Source organism: Rhizobium hidalgonense (genome assembly GCF_002914525.1).
GTDB lineage: Bacteria > Pseudomonadota > Alphaproteobacteria > Rhizobiales > Rhizobiaceae > Rhizobium > Rhizobium hidalgonense.
In genome coordinates this window covers 210,842-227,360 of the sequence record NZ_LODW01000082.1, presented here as the reverse complement: position 1 = coordinate 227,360, position 16,519 = coordinate 210,842, and the positions used below count along the sequence as shown (strand labels likewise).

The 16,519-nt window shown below is 61.3% G+C and carries 16 protein-coding genes; 6 read left to right on the top strand and 10 right to left on the bottom strand.

Annotated elements, in window-relative coordinates:
* The first annotated feature begins 41 nt into the window (after positions 1-41).
* The 3 genes from ATY29_RS26325 to ATY29_RS26315 all read left to right on the top strand — a co-directional run bounded on the left by ATY29_RS26325 (position 42) and on the right by ATY29_RS26315 (position 3,443).
* Positions 42-1,052, top strand: a complete 1,011-nt coding sequence (locus ATY29_RS26325; RefSeq protein WP_097533307.1) for an ABC transporter substrate-binding protein — start codon at positions 42-44, stop codon at positions 1,050-1,052.
* Positions 1,053-1,317: 265 nt separating this feature from the next.
* Positions 1,318-2,538: an acyltransferase family protein gene (locus ATY29_RS26320; RefSeq protein WP_097533305.1), complete on the top strand. Its 1,221-nt coding sequence runs from the start codon at positions 1,318-1,320 to the stop codon at positions 2,536-2,538.
* Between the two features lie 167 nt (positions 2,539-2,705).
* On the top strand, positions 2,706-3,443 hold the full coding sequence (locus tag ATY29_RS26315) for a sugar transferase (protein ID WP_003567193.1): 738 nt from the start codon (positions 2,706-2,708) through the stop codon (positions 3,441-3,443).
* Between the two features lie 141 nt (positions 3,444-3,584).
* Here the strand turns inward: ATY29_RS26315 and ATY29_RS26310 are convergent, their stop codons facing one another.
* The 8 genes from ATY29_RS26310 to ATY29_RS26275 form a co-directional block, all read right to left on the bottom strand.
* Complete coding sequence (locus tag ATY29_RS26310) at positions 3,585-3,992, bottom strand: F0F1 ATP synthase subunit epsilon (RefSeq protein WP_003567194.1); 408 nt, start codon at positions 3,990-3,992, stop codon at positions 3,585-3,587.
* Complete coding sequence (locus tag ATY29_RS26305; protein WP_003567196.1) at positions 3,992-4,231, bottom strand: hypothetical protein; 240 nt, start codon at positions 4,229-4,231, stop codon at positions 3,992-3,994. Before ATY29_RS26305 ends, ATY29_RS26310 begins: the two co-directional genes overlap by 1 nt.
* On the bottom strand, positions 4,231-5,667 hold the full coding sequence (atpD, locus tag ATY29_RS26300) for a F0F1 ATP synthase subunit beta (RefSeq protein ID WP_003567198.1): 1,437 nt from the start codon (positions 5,665-5,667) through the stop codon (positions 4,231-4,233). The genes ATY29_RS26305 and atpD overlap by 1 nt, the downstream gene beginning before the upstream one ends.
* Positions 5,668-5,690: 23 nt before the next feature.
* The gene (locus ATY29_RS26295; protein WP_003567200.1) at positions 5,691-6,575 is read right to left on the bottom strand and encodes a F0F1 ATP synthase subunit gamma; all 885 of its coding nucleotides are present in this window, start codon (positions 6,573-6,575) and stop codon (positions 5,691-5,693) included.
* 28 nt (positions 6,576-6,603) lie between these two features.
* Entirely contained in the window at positions 6,604-8,133 is a 1,530-nt protein-coding gene (gene atpA, locus ATY29_RS26290; protein WP_003567202.1) for a F0F1 ATP synthase subunit alpha, read from the bottom strand.
* On the bottom strand, positions 8,133-8,699 hold the full coding sequence (locus ATY29_RS26285) for a F0F1 ATP synthase subunit delta (protein ID WP_003567204.1): 567 nt from the start codon (positions 8,697-8,699) through the stop codon (positions 8,133-8,135). The genes atpA and ATY29_RS26285 overlap by 1 nt, the downstream gene beginning before the upstream one ends.
* Before the next feature lie 255 nt (positions 8,700-8,954).
* Positions 8,955-9,344, bottom strand: coding sequence for an AGROH133_08824 family phage infection protein (locus tag ATY29_RS26280; protein ID WP_003567206.1), 390 nt, complete (start codon positions 9,342-9,344; stop codon positions 8,955-8,957).
* A gap of 78 nt (positions 9,345-9,422) precedes the next feature.
* On the bottom strand, positions 9,423-11,639 hold the full coding sequence (locus ATY29_RS26275) for a primosomal protein N' (RefSeq protein ID WP_097533400.1): 2,217 nt from the start codon (positions 11,637-11,639) through the stop codon (positions 9,423-9,425).
* A 211-nt stretch (positions 11,640-11,850) separates the two neighbouring features.
* Between ATY29_RS26275 and ATY29_RS26270 the strand changes: the two genes are divergently transcribed.
* Positions 11,851-12,783, top strand: a complete 933-nt coding sequence (locus tag ATY29_RS26270; protein ID WP_097533303.1) for a dihydrodipicolinate synthase family protein — start codon at positions 11,851-11,853, stop codon at positions 12,781-12,783.
* A gap of 3 nt (positions 12,784-12,786) precedes the next feature.
* Here ATY29_RS26270 and ATY29_RS26265 read toward each other — a convergent pair whose 3' ends face one another.
* A complete protein-coding gene (locus ATY29_RS26265) occupies positions 12,787-13,269 on the bottom strand; it encodes a GNAT family N-acetyltransferase (protein ID WP_097533301.1) in 483 nt (160 codons plus the stop codon).
* A 12-nt stretch (positions 13,270-13,281) separates the two neighbouring features.
* Positions 13,282-14,232 (bottom strand): lysophospholipid acyltransferase family protein, encoded by a 951-nt coding sequence (locus ATY29_RS26260; RefSeq protein WP_097533299.1) that lies wholly within the window; start codon positions 14,230-14,232, stop codon positions 13,282-13,284.
* Positions 14,233-14,372: 140 nt separating this feature from the next.
* On the opposite strand from ATY29_RS26260, the gene ATY29_RS26255 reads away from it, so the two are divergent.
* A complete protein-coding gene (locus tag ATY29_RS26255) occupies positions 14,373-15,308 on the top strand; it encodes a tyrosine recombinase XerC (RefSeq protein ID WP_097533297.1) in 936 nt (311 codons plus the stop codon).
* Positions 15,309-15,444: 136 nt separating this feature from the next.
* Entirely contained in the window at positions 15,445-16,518 is a 1,074-nt protein-coding gene (locus ATY29_RS26250) for a TraB/GumN family protein (protein WP_097533296.1), read from the top strand.
* Position 16,519 lies beyond the last annotated feature (1 nt).

Below are 16,519 nucleotides of genomic sequence, written 5' to 3'. Positions count from 1 at the left end.
CGCATTTCGGCACCATGCTCGAGAGACCTGAGGAGGTCACAATGCTGCTTCTCACCCGTCGCCAGACGATCTTCGCCGCCATCGCGGCAAGCCTTGTCGGCCGGCCTGCCTTCGCCCAGTCGGCGCCCGCAAAGGCTCGCATCGCACTCGACTGGACGCCCAACACCAACCATATCGGCATCTATGTCGCCAAGGCGAAGGGCTTTTATGCCGCGGCTGGCCTCGATGTCGAAATTCTTCCCTTTGCCGATACCAGCGCCGGAACGCTGGTATCGAACGGTGTCGCTGATTTCGGTATCAGCAGCGAGATCGAGGCGATCACGCAGCGCGCCGCCGGCGGCGACGTGAAAATGGTCTACGGCGTCGTCCAGACCGAAACAGCGCGGCTGATCTTCAAGGGCGGACGCGACGACATCAAGAGCCCCAGGGACCTCGACGGCAAGACCTATGGCGGCTTCGGCGGCACGTGGGAAAGCGCGTTGGTCTCTGCGATGATCCGCAATGATGGCGGCAAAGGCGAGGTCAAGACTGTCACCCTCGGCACCTCCGCTTACGAGGCGCTGGACAACGGCTCGATCGACTTCACCCTGGAGATCTATACCTGGGAAGGCGTTGCTGCCGAATTGGAAAACCGGAAGATTGCCCGGTTCCACTATTCCGACTATGGCATTCCAGACGAGCAGACCACGGTCATCGTTTCCAGCGATACCTATCTCTCGGCCAATCGGGACAATGCCCGCGCCTTCATTCAGGCGACGCGAAAAGGTTATGCCTATTCCATCGATCATCCCGACGAAGCCTGCGCGCTGCTGATATCAGAGAGCAACGGCGCGCTGATGAATACCGAATTGGTGAAAGCTTCGCAGACGGCACTGATCGAAGGACACTTTTTGAAGTCCGAGGCCGGTGTGATCGGCGCCCTCGATCCGACAAAGGCCGATGCGATCGGCGGCTTCCTGGTCGAGAACGGCATTCTGGTCGATGCGAATGGCGCCGCACTCAAGGACAAGCCGGACTTTTCGACCTTTTATACCAACGAACTGCTGGACTGAGCTCAGCCCCGACCTTGCCCGCCGCGGCGTTCCACGGCAAAGTCCTCGGGCACTGCATGATTTCTTAAATCGGAATCGGTATAAGAAAAATGATGCAGCATTCAAAGTGTTACAGCGCCTTTGCGCATCGCTAGAGCAATCCCAGGAAAAGCGCGACGTGGTTTTCCGTCCGGGATTGCGTAAAAACAAAGGGTAGAGCGGTTCGGCGCTTCCGTGAGAACTTGAACCGCTCTAGGACCGCGCGGCGCTGTAAGGCGAGGACAAGATGCGACAACAGGAGCGACTGGCCGGAGCCGACTTTCTGCGCGCAACGGCCTGTCTTCTGGTGCTTGCCCATCATCTGACGCTCCGGCTGGATATGCGCAGAATTCCCGACGAATTGGGGCCGGCCGCAAACATCCTCCGCTTCGGCAATTTTGGCGTCGCCATCTTCTTCGTGCTCAGCGGCTTTCTTCTTGCCCATCCCTTCTGGCGCGCGCTCGACGCGGGCGGCAACATGCCGAGCCTTGGCCATTACACGATCCGCAGAGCGGCGCGCATCGCACCGGGCTTCTGGGTGGCCGCAACCGTCAGCTTCGCCCTCAGCCTGACGCTGCTTGCCCTACCGCTGACGCCGGAGTTGACACTTCGCTACGTCTCCGGGCTGATGTTCATGAGCCAGTGGCATTGGCGCACATTGTTTCCCGTCGAAGCCGACGGGCCGCTGTGGTCCATTCCCTTCGAGGTCACCAGCTATGTGCTCCTGCCGATCTGTTTTCTCCTGCTGTTTCGTTTGCCTCTTCTCAGGCGGCATCCACTGCTTGCCCGCGTCGCCTGGCTTTGCGTCATCGCAGGCGTACTCCTCGTCCATCTGCTGATCCTCACCGTCTTTCCGCTGGACGACATCGGACGCGGCTGGGATTACGGCCTCCAGGGCGGGGCGAAGGAGTGGATGCCGAGATTTAATCCGATCGGCTTCTTTTCCATCTTCGCCCTCGGCGCGTTCGCCGCCGGCGTCGAGGGCATGCTGAGAAGACGGTCCACCTTCTGGTTCGATGCTGCAGCACTGCTGGCCCTTGCCGTTGCCGGCTACCGCCTCGCCATATCGCCCGGCGGCACCCCTGAAGCTTACGGCTGGCTCGGCATGCCCTATGGCTTTCCGGTCTTTCCCCTGGCGATCGCAACGGCGCTGGTTTCGCTCTGTCATTCACAGCACCTGGGCAGGCTGCTCGACAATGCGCCCGTCCGCTACATCGCCAAGATCTCCTTCGGCATCTATATCTGGCAGGAGATCATCCTGATATCGATCCAGAGGCTCGACCCCGGCTCGTTCGGCGTGTCCACGGAAAATGTCGTCACCGGCTGGCTGCAGTCCTGCGGACTGGCGGCCACACTGGTCCTTCTCGTCGCCAGCCTCAGCTACCACCTGCTGGAGAGACCGGCGATCGACCTCGGCAACCGCCTGACATCCAACCCATCCAATCGGGCTACTCCTTTCAAAGTATAAATTTCCCACCATTTCAACTAAGGCGCTAAGGTTAATGGCGTAATACTCCCATTTTTGGCTACTTTATGATTACGGGATTCTTATTTATACCGATGACAAACGATACATGACGATGTATCTGTCTCCCTACAGTTCAGTATCGCATCTAAACTTGTGGGCCTTGCGTAATGAATGCTTATACTTCGAAGACGAATTCACGCTTCGATCCGTCTCAGCGTCAGGACAAAATCAGGTCCCTGGTTGTCGCGAATTCCAACATTCGCCAGCCGGACAGCTTTTCGCCTGTCGACAGAAAGATGGCTACGCGACTGGGCGTCAAGCGGCTGTTCGACATCGTCGCCTCAGTCAGCGCCCTCACCGTGCTGGCGCCATTTTTTCTGGCGATCGCGCTCTTCATCAAACTCGACGATGGCGGTCCGGTATTTTTTCGGCAGATCCGCTGGGGCCTGAACGGCCGAAAGATCGTGGTCTTCAAGTTCCGCTCGATGCGCGCCGAAGATTGTGATCCGAGCGGCATTCAGCAGACCGTCAAGGGCGACAGCCGGATGACCTCCATCGGAGCGGTCCTCCGAAGGACCAACATCGACGAGCTGCCGCAGCTTTTCAACGTGCTTATCGGCGAGATGTCGCTGGTCGGTCCGCGCTGCCATGCGATCAATATGCGTGCTGCCGGCAGGCTTTACGAGGAGCTGGTGCCGGACTACCACCAACGCCACATCATGCGCCCCGGCATTACCGGCCTTGCGCAGACACGCGGCTGGCGCGGCCCGACGGCGCGGCCGCTGCAAGCGCGCGCCCGCATCGCCTGCGATATCTACTATGTCCGGAATTTCAGCCTGTTGCTCGACTTGAAGATTTTATTGAAGACACTGGTCATCGAGCTGCGTGGCGGCACCGGCTTCTGAGACGCGTTGATAATGCGACGGTCCTAGCCGGTTTTTCGCCAACAGGCAGCCCGATGGCGCTGCCGTCCGCCTGCCGACAGGTCAACGGACGCAAAAAAGGCGGCTGTTGCAGCCGCCTTTGATCATCGCAGTCGATTGCGATCAGTCCTGTTGAACGATGCCGCTCAGATGCGTCAGTTCCATGATGAAGTGCTCGAGCTTCGACTTGTGTTCGTGCAGCTCGGCATGTTCGAGCTCCAGGCGGGCAGCTTCAATCCGACGGGTCAACTCGTCCTTGTGGAGTTCCTCGACCGGAACGGCGGATTCGGCAAGCAATGTGCAGCCGGTCGGCAGAATATCGGCAAAGCCGCCGAACACGACGTAGTCCTGCTTCTTGCCGGAGGCCGAACGCACGCTCACGACACCGGGCTTGACCGTCGTCATCGTCGGCGCATGGTGCGCCATGACGGTCATTTCGCCTTCAGTCGCGGGAATGACGACCTCGGTCACCATCTCCGACAGCAGCAGACGCTCCGGCGAAACGAGCTCAAAGTTGAAATTGTCAGCCATCAGTGACTTACCTTCTCGGCTATGGCTTTCGCATCTTGCAATTGGGTCCCGCAGAACGGGCAGTGCATTATCGCTTGGTCGAGATAACCGAGGCCTTCCTCGCTCTGGACCAGACCGACCACCATCATCAGCACGCCGTTATCTGCGCGATAGATGGTCGGTGCGGCTGGTTCCGGGAGATCCGCCACGACCCCTTTCAGAGAATCGCAGCAGAATATCTCGTCTAGCGCGTCGCTCATCAAGCAGCTGCGAGCTTCTTGGCCTTTTCGATCGCTTCTTCCATCGAGCCGACCATGTAGAAGGCAGCCTCCGGCAGGTGATCGTATTCGCCGTTGACGAGGCCCTTGAAGCCCTTGATCGTGTCTTCGAGAGCAACCAGCTTGCCCGGCGAGCCGGTGAAGACTTCGGCGACGAAGAACGGCTGCGACAGGAAACGCTCGATCTTGCGGGCGCGGGCGACGGCAATCTTGTCCTCTTCGGACAGTTCGTCCATGCCCAGGATGGCGATGATGTCCTGCAGAGCCTTGTAGCGCTGCAGCGTCGACTGAACCTTACGAGCGACTTCGTAATGCTCTTCGCCGACGACCATCGGGTCGAGCATGCGCGAGGTCGAGTCGAGCGGATCGACGGCCGGGTAGATGCCCTTTTCAGCGATCGAGCGCGACAGAACCGTCGTCGCGTCAAGGTGCGCGAACGAGGTTGCCGGCGCCGGGTCGGTCAAGTCGTCGGCCGGGACGTAAATGGCCTGGACCGAGGTGATCGAACCTGTTGTCGTCGTGGTGATGCGCTCCTGCATCTGGCCCATGTCGGTTGCGAGCGTCGGCTGATAACCGACGGCCGACGGGATGCGGCCGAGCAGAGCCGATACTTCGGAACCTGCCTGGGTGAAGCGGAAGATGTTGTCGACGAAGAACAGAACGTCCTGGCCCTGATCGCGGAAATGTTCGGCGACCGTCAGACCGGTCAGAGCGACGCGGGCGCGGGCGCCCGGCGGTTCGTTCATCTGGCCGTAAACAAGTGCTGCCTTCGAGCCTTCGCCGCCGCCAAGCTTGTTGACGTTCGATTCGATCATTTCATGGTAAAGATCGTTGCCTTCGCGGGTGCGTTCACCGACGCCTGCGAAAACCGAATAACCACCATGCGCCTTGGCGACATTGTTGATCAGTTCCATGATCAGAACGGTCTTGCCGACGCCGGCGCCGCCGAACAGGCCGATCTTGCCGCCGCGTGCATAGGGTGCCAGAAGGTCGACGACCTTGATACCGGTGACCAGGATCTGCGCTTCCGTCGACTGTTCGACGTAGGAAGGTGCGTCCTGATGGATGGCGCGCTTGTGGGCGGTGACCAGCGGACCGGCTTCGTCGACCGGCTCACCGATGACGTTCATGATGCGGCCGAGCGTCTCGTTGCCGACCGGGACCAGGATCGGTTCGCCGGTGTCTGTGACTTGCTGGCCGCGAACGAGACCTTCGCTCGAGTCCATCGCGATGGTGCGGACTTCGTTTTCGCCAAGGTGCTGCGCAACTTCGAGAACCAGACGGTTGCCGTTGTTGGTGGTTTCCAGCGCGTTCAGGATCTTCGGCAGTTCGCCTTCGAAAGCAACGTCGACGACGGCGCCGATAACCTGGGTGACTCTGCCGACAGAGCCGGTCTTGGGGGTAGCTGCCTCAGCCATTTTCTGACCCTCTTTTCCTAGCTTCAGAGCGCTTCCGCGCCCGAAATGATTTCAATGAGTTCCTTGGTGATCTGCGCCTGACGCTGGCGGTTGTAGCTCAGCGTCAGCTTATTGATCATCTCACCGGCATTACGCGTCGCATTGTCCATCGCGCTCATCTTGGCGCCCATTTCGCCGGCGACGTTCTCTAAGAGCGCGCGGAAGACCTGGACAGAGATGTTGCGCGGGATCAGATCGTCGAGGATCGACGCCGGATCCGGCTCGTATTCGTAGACGGCGCCGGCATGCGCTTCATCCTCGGCAACAACGTCAGGAGCCTGGGCAGGGATAAGCTGCTGCGCCGTCGGAATCTGCGAGATGACCGATTTGAACTCGGAGTAGAACAGCGTGCAGACGTCGAACTCGCCGGCCTCGTACATCTCGATGAGACGTTTGCCGATCTGGTCGGCATTCTCGAAGCCGATGCGCTTGACGTCGCGCAGTTCCTTGCGCTCGACGATCAGCGAAGCATATTCGCGGCGAAGGATGTCGTAACCCTTCTTGCCGACGGTGAAGATCTTCACCGTCTTGCCCTCGGCAATCAGCCTGCGGACGTGATCGCGGGCAAACCGCGCAATCTGCGAATTGAAGCCACCGCAAAGACCGCGTTCGGCGGTGCAGACCACCAGCAGATGGACCTGGTCCTTACCGGTACCGGTCATCAGCGTCGGCGCGCCATCTGCATCGGTGACTGCCTTGGCGATGTTCGCCAGAACCGCACCCATGCGCTGCGAATAGGGCCGGGCGGCCTCGGCCGCCTCCTGCGCACGCCGAAGCTTCGCCGCGGCGACCATTTTCATCGCCTTGGTGATCTTCTGCGTCGCCTTGACGGAGGCGATCCGGTTTTTCAGATCCTTAAGTGAAGGCATCCGTGATCTGTCCTAACTTAGGGCCTGATTACGAGAAAGACTTTGCGAAGCTATCGAGAGCAGCGGTGAGCTTGCCCCTGGTATCGTCGCTGATTGCCTTTTCCGTGCGGATCGCGTCGAGGATGGCGGAGCCTTCCGAACGCAGATACGAGAGGAAGCCCTGCTCGAACTTGCCGACCGAAGCAACCGGCAGCTTGTCGAGATAGCCGTTGACGCCGGCAAAGATCACGGCGACCTGCTCTTCCGTCTTCAGCGGCGAGAACTGCGGCTGCTTCAGGAGTTCGGTCAGGCGCGCGCCACGGTTCAGCAGGCGCTGCGTCGCAGCGTCAAGGTCCGAACCGAACTGGGCGAAGGCGGCCATTTCGCGATACTGGGCGAGCTCGCCCTTGATCGAACCGGCAACCTGCTTCATCGCCTTGATCTGCGCCGACGAGCCGACGCGGGAAACCGAGAGACCGACGTTCACGGCCGGGCGGATACCCTGGTAGAAAAGGTCGGTTTCGAGGAAGATCTGGCCGTCGGTGATCGAGATCACGTTGGTCGGAATGAAGGCCGACACGTCGTTGCCCTGCGTTTCGATGACCGGCAGAGCGGTCAGCGAACCGGCGCCCTGATCGTCATTCATCTTCGCAGCGCGCTCGAGCAGGCGCGAATGCAGGTAGAAAACGTCGCCCGGATAGGCTTCGCGGCCCGGCGGGCGGCGCAGCAGCAGCGACATCTGGCGGTAGGACACGGCCTGCTTCGACAGGTCGTCGTAACCGATCAGCGCATGCATGCCGTTGTCGCGGAAATATTCACCCATGGCGCAGCCGGCAAACGGTGCCAGATACTGCATCGGCGCCGGATCGGAAGCGGTGGCGGCAACGATGATCGAATACTTCAGCGCACCGCGCTCTTCGAGCACCTTGACGAACTGGGCGACGGTCGAACGCTTCTGGCCGATGGCGACGTAGACGCAGTAAAGCTTTTCGCCTTCCGGACCGTTGTCGTGAATGGCCTTCTGGTTGAGGAAGGCGTCGAGAAGAATAGCGGTCTTGCCGGTCTGGCGGTCACCGATGACCAGTTCGCGCTGGCCGCGGCCGACCGGGATGAGCGCATCGATGGCCTTGAGGCCGGTCGACATCGGCTCATGAACCGACTTGCGCGGAATGATGCCTGGAGCCTTGACGTCGACGCGCGAGCGGCGCGTCGCGTTGATCGGGCCCTTGCCGTCGATCGGGTTGCCGAGCGCGTCGACGACGCGGCCGAGCAGTTCCGGACCGACCGGAACGTCGACGATGGCGCCGGTCCGCTTGACGGTGTCGCCTTCCTTGATGTCGCGGTCGGAGCCGAAGATGACGACGCCGACATTGTCGGATTCGAGGTTCAGCGCCATGCCGCGGATGCCGCCCGGGAACTCGACCATTTCACCGGCCTGGACATTGTCCAGACCGTAGACGCGGGCGATACCGTCACCGACGGAGAGAACCTGGCCGACTTCCGAGACTTCTGCCTCTTTGCCGAAATTTTTGATCTGGTCTTTGAGAATTGCGGAAATTTCCGCGGCGCGGATATCCATCAGCCAACCTCTTTCAATGCGAGCTTAAGAGTGGAGAGTTTGGTACGAAGAGACGTATCAATCTGGCGGGACCCGACCTTGACGATCAGACCACCAAGAATTGACGGATCAACCGTGACGGCAATCGTCACGTCTTTGCCGGTAACGCTCTTGAGTGCCACCTTCAATTCGGTTTCCTGCGCTTGCGAAAGCGCATGCGCCGAGGTGACCTCGGCGGAGATTTCACCGCGATGGTTCGCGGCGATGATGCGGAAGGCCTTGATCATGCCCGGCAGGGCAAACAGGCGGCGGTTGCGCGCCACGACCTTCAGGAAATTGGCGAAGAAGCCGCTGATTCCGGCCTTCTCGCTGATGGCGACGATCGCCTTCAGCTGGTCCTCGGCAGAGAAAACCGGGCTTACGACGAAACGCTTCAGATCGGCGCTCTCGTCCAGCATGGCCTGGAAACGGTCAAGATCGGCGGTTACGCTGTCGACGGCGCCCTGCTCGAGCGCCAGATCGAAAAGCGACGAGGCATAGCGCTCGGCAACACCAGATGTAAGCTGGGACGTGTCTGCCACTGGCACAAATTTCCCTGATTTCAACCCAAAATCCGGCTCTCGGCGGGCGCCGAACCTATGATCTTGAATTCGTTTTGATTTCCCCCAGAAATCACAAGAGAAGCCTCTTGCTTCTTCCGAAATTCGGGGTCCGTCTAACATAGGATGTTCGGACTCGCAACACGCGTAATGCCCGAATACGCCTTTCACATGAATTTCTGTTCGCAAAATTGCGCGATGGTCTGGACGCAGGCCGGAGAAGCCGCCCGCGGACTGCGAGATTCACGTTTGGATGAAGCCGAAAACATAGAGCAGCGGCAGCGCAGCCAAGGCAATTTGCACAACCAGGAGTAAATAGTTGACGATATTACTCCCCTTATCGGACAGGATCGATATGATGCGGGCAAAGGCCGCCATCGCAAAGGAGGCGCCGAGCGCCATGTAAATCCAGTCCTGGGCGAGCATGATCGCCGACAGGCCGAAGCCGAGATAGAAACCGCCCATCGAGCGGCCCTCGCCAAAACCTTCCGGCCGCCCCTCCTGCGCCTGGAGGCCGAGAAGGCGGAAGGTCTGACCTGGCGCAAACATCATGATGAAACCGGCGAGCGCCGTAAAAGCGGCGGAGCAAAAGGCAAGCTGCTCGCCAAGCTCGGTCGGGAAATAAAAATCCATGCATCAGCCCCAAATCGCCCGGATGATTCGGTGTTTTATGGCATGCGCCGGAAACGGAGGAAATGGCGGCGCACTGTTTTAGAGAAAACTCTGCGGATCGATATCGAGCTGAACCTGCACCGAGCCGCGCTCCTTGGGCGATTGCGACAGCATCGCCCGCAGGAACCCCTGCATGTCCGAGTTGCGCCGACCGTGCACCAGGAGGCGGAAGCGATGGCGGCCGCGCACCAGCGCCAACGGGGCTTCGGCCGGGCCGAGCACCGAAATGCCGGAAATCTGCGGCGCCGCATTGCGCATGCCGCGCGCATGGTTTTCGGCATCGTGGCGGGTTTCAGCCGAAACGATGATCGAGGCGAGCCTGCCGAAGGGCGGCAATATGGCGCGTTCGCGTTCGCGAATCTCGCGCTCATAAAAGGCGTCGGAATCGCCCGACACAATCGCTTGCATGACGGGATGCTGGGGCTGGTAAGTCTGCAGCAGCCCATGGCTTTTGAGACCAGTGCGCCCGGCGCGGCCCGTCACCTGCGACAAAAGCTGGAAGGTGCGTTCGGCAGCGCGCGGATCGCCATTGGCCAGGCCGAGGTCGGCGTCGACGATGCCGACCAGCGTCATCAGCGGAAAGTTATGTCCCTTAGCGACGAGCTGCGTGCCGATGACGATATCGGCCTCACCCTTGGCAATCGCCTCCAGCTCCAACCGCAGCCGCTTCACCCCGCCCATGATATCGGAGGAGAGAACGATCGTCCGCGCCTCCGGAAAATGCCGCTCCACCTCCTCGGCGATGCGCTCGACGCCTGGTCCGCAGGCAACGAGATGGTCGAGTGTGCCGCATTCCGGGCATGCCTCCGGCGTGCGCTCGGCATGGCCGCATTGATGGCATTGCAGCTGTTTGCGGAAGCGGTGCTCGACCAGCCAGCTCGAACATTGCGGGCATTGGAACCGGTGACCGCAGACCCGGCAGAGCGTCAGCGGCGCATAACCGCGCCGGTTGAGAAAGAGCAGCGCCTGTTCGCGCCTTTCCACCGTCTTGCCGATTGCCCGGATCAGCACCGGCGACAGGAAACCGCCGCGCTCCGGTGCGTGCCGGCGCATGTCGACAAGATGCAGGTCCGGCAGCGCCGCGTCGCCGAAACGCGTCGGCAGATGGACGGTGCTGTAGCGCCCGCTCTGACCGTTGACCTGGCTTTCGACCGAGGGGGTCGCCGACACCAGAATGACGGGAAAATCACCGATGCGACCGCGCACCACGGCCATGTCGCGGGCATTGTAGAAGACGCGATCCTCCTGCTTGTAGGCGGGATCATGCTCCTCGTCGACGATGATCAGGCCGAGATCCTCGAAAGGCAGGAACAGCGCCGAGCGGGCGCCGGCCACGACGCGCACCTCGCCGGTCACCGCCTGGCGCCAGACCTTTTCACGCATGCGCGGCGCGAGATCGGAATGCCATTCGGCCGGCTTTGCCCCGAAGCGATCCTGGAAGCGCTCCATGAAACTTGCTGTCAGCGCGATCTCCGGCAGCAGGATCAGCACCTGCTTGCCGCGTTTCAGCGTCTCGGCGATCGCCTCGAAATAGACTTCGGTCTTGCCGGATCCGGTCACCCCGTCGATCAGCGACACCGAAAATTCGCCCTTGCGCATGTCGGAAACGATCTCCGCCGCCGCCTCCTTTTGCGGCCCTTCGAGACGGGCGGCGGCAAATTCCGGATCGGGCAATGCCACGACCGGCGGCGGCGGCAGAAATATGGTTTCGAAGATGCCGAGCGTGATCAGCCCGTCGACGACGCTGGTCGAAACACCCGCCGCATGTGCCAGGCCGCTACGTGTCCAGGACAGGCCGTCGGAGGCCGTTTCAAGTACCCGGGCGCGCGCCGGCGTCATCCGCTCCGGTTCGCCGCCGACAAATTTCAGCCCTTCGACCATCGGTTCCGGTTCGAAGGCGTTCGGTGCCCTGAGCGCCATACGGGCGACGAGGCCGGGCGGCGAGAGCGTATAGGCCGCAACCCAATCGATGAAATCGCGCATCTCCCGGGAAAGCGGCGGGCAGTCGAAGACATGGCTGATCGGCCGAAGCTTCTTCGGATCGACACCATCCTCGCCGCCGTCCCAGACGACGCCGATCACCTGCCGCGGCCCGAGCGGCACCTCTACGACCGAGCCGGGCTCGACCGCCATGCCATCCGGCACCGAATAGGAATAGGGTTTGGGCGCCGGCATCGGCACCAGCACGGGAACCGTTCGGTTCGCGGGCGGTGCCTCGAAAAGCGCGCCAAAGAGATCGGACGAATCTGTGCTCATCGCGCGAGACCATGCCCGCAAATCGACGGAATTGGAACCGTAAAGACAAGGCGGCGCCTCCGTCGGTAAATGTGGATGACGAAGCTGTACCGCGATTTCCTCGACCCGAACGAAAAGGTTGCTGGACAAGCGGTTGGCCGCATAGTTTGCCAAAAGATCTATTCGAAATGCCGAAGCTTTTGCTCTTCGGCCGCTGAAACGGAGAAGACAAATGACCAGACTGACCGAAGATGCCAAGGGCGTCTATGTCATTGCCGTGACCCCGTTCACCGATGACGGCGCGCTCGATCTCGGCAGCATCGACAGCATGGTCGATTTCTACGAGGGCGCCGGCGTTACCGGCCTGACGGTGCTTGGCCAGCTCGGCGAGGCGCCGAAGCTGACCGCCGCGGAATCGCGGACCGTGGTCGAGCGTGTGCTGAAACGCGTCGACGGGCGGCTTCCCGTCGTCGTCGGCGTGTCGGCGCCGGGGCTTGCGCCGATGCGCGAACTGGCCGAAGCCGTCATGGGCGAAGGCGCCGCCGGCGTCATGGTCGCGCCGCCATGGACCGTCAAGACCGACGACCAGGCTTTCGCCTTCTACCAGTCGGTCGGCGAAGCGCTCGGCGATACGCCCTTCGTATTGCAGGATTATCCGCTCACCACCAATGTGACGATTGCGCCAAAGCTTATCGAGCGCATCGTCAACGAAGTGCAAAATTGCGTCATGCTCAAGCACGAGGACTGGCCGGGGTTGTCAAAAATCACCGCACTCCGCACCGCCAGCGACAAGGGCAGCATGCGGCGCATCTCCATCCTCTGCGGCAATGGCGGGCTTTTTCTGCCCGAAGAGATGGGCCGCGGTGCAGATGGCGCCATGACCGGTTTTTGTTATCCCGAGATGATGGTCGGCGTCGTCGCGGCCTATGCATCCGGAAATCCGGATCGCGCCCACGAAATCTTCGACGCCTATCTGCCGCTCGCCCGCTACGAACAACAGCAGGGCATCGGGCTTGCCTGCCGTAAATACGTTCTTGCCAAGCGCGGCGTGATCAGATCCGCCACTCTGCGCAAGCCGGGCGCCAAGCTTTCGCCGCTCGATATTGCCGATATCGAGCGGCTGCTGGCGCGCCAGGCCATTCGTCTCAAAGAGATCGGGGCCTAAGGCTTAAAGCGTGTGGAACGAGCCTGAAACATCCCGACCGGAGGGCATGGGGGCAATGTCGAGACAAAGTGTATCGCCGTCCGGCGCACAGGGCCGAAAACCGAGAGCCTCCCAGAACCTGGCTGCGCCGGGATTGCCCGGATGAACGGTGACAACACGGCAGAAATCCCGCGCATGATCGAGCAGAGCCAGGGCCAGCAGCCGACCGATGCCGCACCCGCGCATCGCGGGACTGACGTAGAAACGCCGCATCCGCAAAGCCCGCGATAGGGCAGGTTCGACGGTCATGCCGCCGACGCCGGCAAGCGTCTCCCCGACATAGGCGCCGAGGAGCCTTTCGCCGATACGCTCGAACCTGACGTCGCCTGCCGACCATTCGTCGACAAGGCGGGTGATATGGCGATACCCTTCCTGCCGGGCCTCACTGTCGAGGTCGCCGATCTCCCGCGGCAATCGATCGCGGATCATACGGATGTCGACCAGCATGGCAAAACCTGTTTAGACCGCAGGAACGGCAAGCTCTCGCGGCGTTGCAGCGGCCGGAAGGCTGACCGGCACGAAGGTCGCGTCGCCATCCCTAGCCATGTCGTGCACCGTATGTTGCTCCAGCGCCTTGGTCACCTCATTGAGATCGCCGTCCAGATGTTCGGCCGGAATGAGATTGCCGATCACGAAATCGAAGCGGTCGCCGCGTTTGTTCAAGAGCTCGTGGAACACCGTCATGTCGCGGAGCTCCGTCGACCATTTCGCCAGCCAATAGAACAGGCCGGAATTGCGCGCCGTCATATGGACGGGAAGGATCGGCAGATTGTATTTGCGCGCCAGCCCGACCGCCGAGGTCTTCCACGGGCGCTCGTTCAGCCGGCCGTTCGCCCAGTAGGCGATGCGGCCTGATGGGAAGAGCACCGTCGCCTTGCCTTCCCTGACCGCATGGTTGGTCAACTGCAGCGTCTCGCGCGCCTTGAGCTTGCTCTTGTGCTCCTCCCGCCATTCGACGGGGATGATCATCTCGGCAAACCGTGGATTGACGCGGATCGCATCGCGATTGGCAAAGAACATCATATCCGGCCGGCGCGTCTTCAACAGATCGAACACGGCAACACCGTCGGCAATGCCTGTGGGGTGACTGCTGACCAGGATGAAGCCGCCGGTATCGGGGATGCGTTCACCATTGGTGATGCCGATATCGAGTTTCAGCACGTCGCTCAAATATTCGAACGACTGGAAACCCGGCATCTTGGCCACCGCATTGGCAAATTCGATCGCCTTGTTGTAACGCAGCAGCGTGTAGAGGAACGGGCGCATGACCGGCCAGAGCGGATTTTTGACGATCCTCCGGCCACGTTCGGCAATCAGCGTATCGACGATATGACCCGGCTTTCCCTGTGAAACGAGAGCGATCGCTTCCGCGAGCTGTCCGAAAGCCGTCATGGAGTCGCGCCGTGCCATGAAAGATCCTGTCTATGGGCTATAAGCTATCGCAGTGGAATATGATCTAAGGATGACAAAGGCTTGGCCGGCATTAGCAATTCCATAACCGTTCCTGCTTCAAATTGGCGGACTTGAAGGCAAATTCAAGGCCCCGCGACGTGAACGAACTGCTTGTTATCGCCGATCCCAGCCTGATGGCGGAACGGGCCGCATGGCTCGAAAACCTCGCCCGCGAGCGCCGTCTTTCCGAGCATACACTCGATGCCTATGAGCGCGACACCCGCCAGTTCCTGACCTTTCTGACCGGCCATCTCGCCGGCCCGGCGACGCTTGGGGATATCAGGGAGCTGCGTCCCGCCGATTTCCGCGCCTTCCTGGCGGCCCGGCGCAAGCAGGGCTCCGGCGCCCGCTCGCTTGGCCGCAATCTCGCCGGCCTTCGTTCACTGCTGCGCCACCTCGAAAAGAAGGGCCTGGTCAATGCCGCCGGCGCCGGCGCGATCCGCTCGCCGAAACAGCCGAAATCGCTGCCCAAGCCGCTGTCGGACACGCAGGCGATCACCGTCGCCAGCAACGAAGCCCAACTCCACGACGAACCCTGGATCGCCGCGCGCGATGCGGCTGTCATGACGCTGCTTTACGGTTGCGGCCTGCGCATCTCCGAAGCGCTGGATCTCATTCCCTCAGAGCTGAAGAAGGGCGCCACAACGCTGCGCATTACCGGCAAGGGCAACAAGACGCGGCTGGTGCCGTTGCTGTCGGTGGTGTTCGACGCGGTCGAGAAATATCGCACGCTCTGCCCCTATGATCTCGAGCCCGGCGAACCGCTGTTTCGCGGCGCCCGCGGCGGCAAGCTACAGCCCGCGATCATCCAGCGCGCCATGCAGAAGCTGCGCAGCGCCTTCGGCCTGCCGGAGACGGCAACACCGCATGCGCTTCGCCACTCCTTTGCCACCCACCTGCTGGCCGGCGGCGGCGACCTGCGCACCATCCAGGAACTGCTCGGCCATGCCAGCCTTTCGACGACACAGGTCTATACCGGCGTCGATGCATCGCGCCTGCTTGAGGTGTATGATCGTGCTCACCCACGCGCGTAGAGCCTTTTCTGGTCAGATTGCAACATTCTGCCGAAGCAAGAGGACTCTAAGCTTTCGTTAACGCATTCTCTTAAAGGATTATGCGCAAGCCGGGCGTAGAGCATGAAACAATAAGGCATGTGACCGGAACATCATCATGACGACATCAATCGGCCGCCGAACTTTTCTCGCAGCACCGGGCAATCTGCTGCTCTGGCTGATTGCGGCCTTTCATATCCTGCTTCTTGCCGCCCTGTTTGTGGCCTTCCTGACTGCAAGGCCGGCGGCGGCCGAAGACGCGGCCTGCACCGGTCGCAACCTGATGGTCGAGCTGCAGCAGAACGATCCCGCCCGCTATGCCGAGGCGCTGAAAGAAGCCGACGCTACGCCAAACGGCAAGGGCATCTTCTGGAAGATCGAGAAAGCAGGACTTCAGCCTTCGTGGCTGCTCGGCAGCATGCATGTCACCGATCCGCGCGTGCTGGCCCTGCCGCCGCGCGCGCAGGCTGCCCACGACGCGGCCAATACGATCATCATCGAATCCGACGAGATCCTCGATGAGCGCAAGGCGACCGCGGCCCTGCTCGCAAAGCCGGAGCTGACGATGTTCACCGACGGCACGACGATCGACAAACTGCTTTCCCCCGAGGACTACAAGCGCCTCGAAGCCGGTTTGAAGCAGCGCGGCATCCCGCTTGGTGCCGTTTCCCGCATGCGGCCGTGGATGATCTCGAGCGCCGTCGCCCTGCCTGCCTGCGAGATCGCGCGCAAGGCCAAGGGCGTGCAGTTCCTCGACCAGAAGATCGCTACCGACGCCGTTTCTCAGGGCAAGCAGGTCAAGGGGCTGGAGACCCTTGCCGAACAGATCCAGGCTATGGCCGACCTGCCGATCGAATTCCATCTGAAGTCGCTGATCGAGACGCTCGAGCTCGGCGACAAGATGAGCGACGTCGTCGAGACGATGACCGACCTCTATCTCTCCGGCGATATCGGCATGACCATGCCGATGCTGAAGACCGTGACGCCGGAGACGGAAGGCGAAGATAGCGACTACGCCGCCTTCGAACAGCGCGTCATCCTCGACCGCAACAAGGTGATGGCCGAGCGCGCTGCCCTCATTCTGGACGGCGGCAACGTCTTCATGGCGGTCGGCGCCCTGCACCTGCCCGGCAAGGCCGGCGTCATCGAACTGCTGCGCCAGCAGGGTTTTACCGTGACCGCGGTGAATTGAG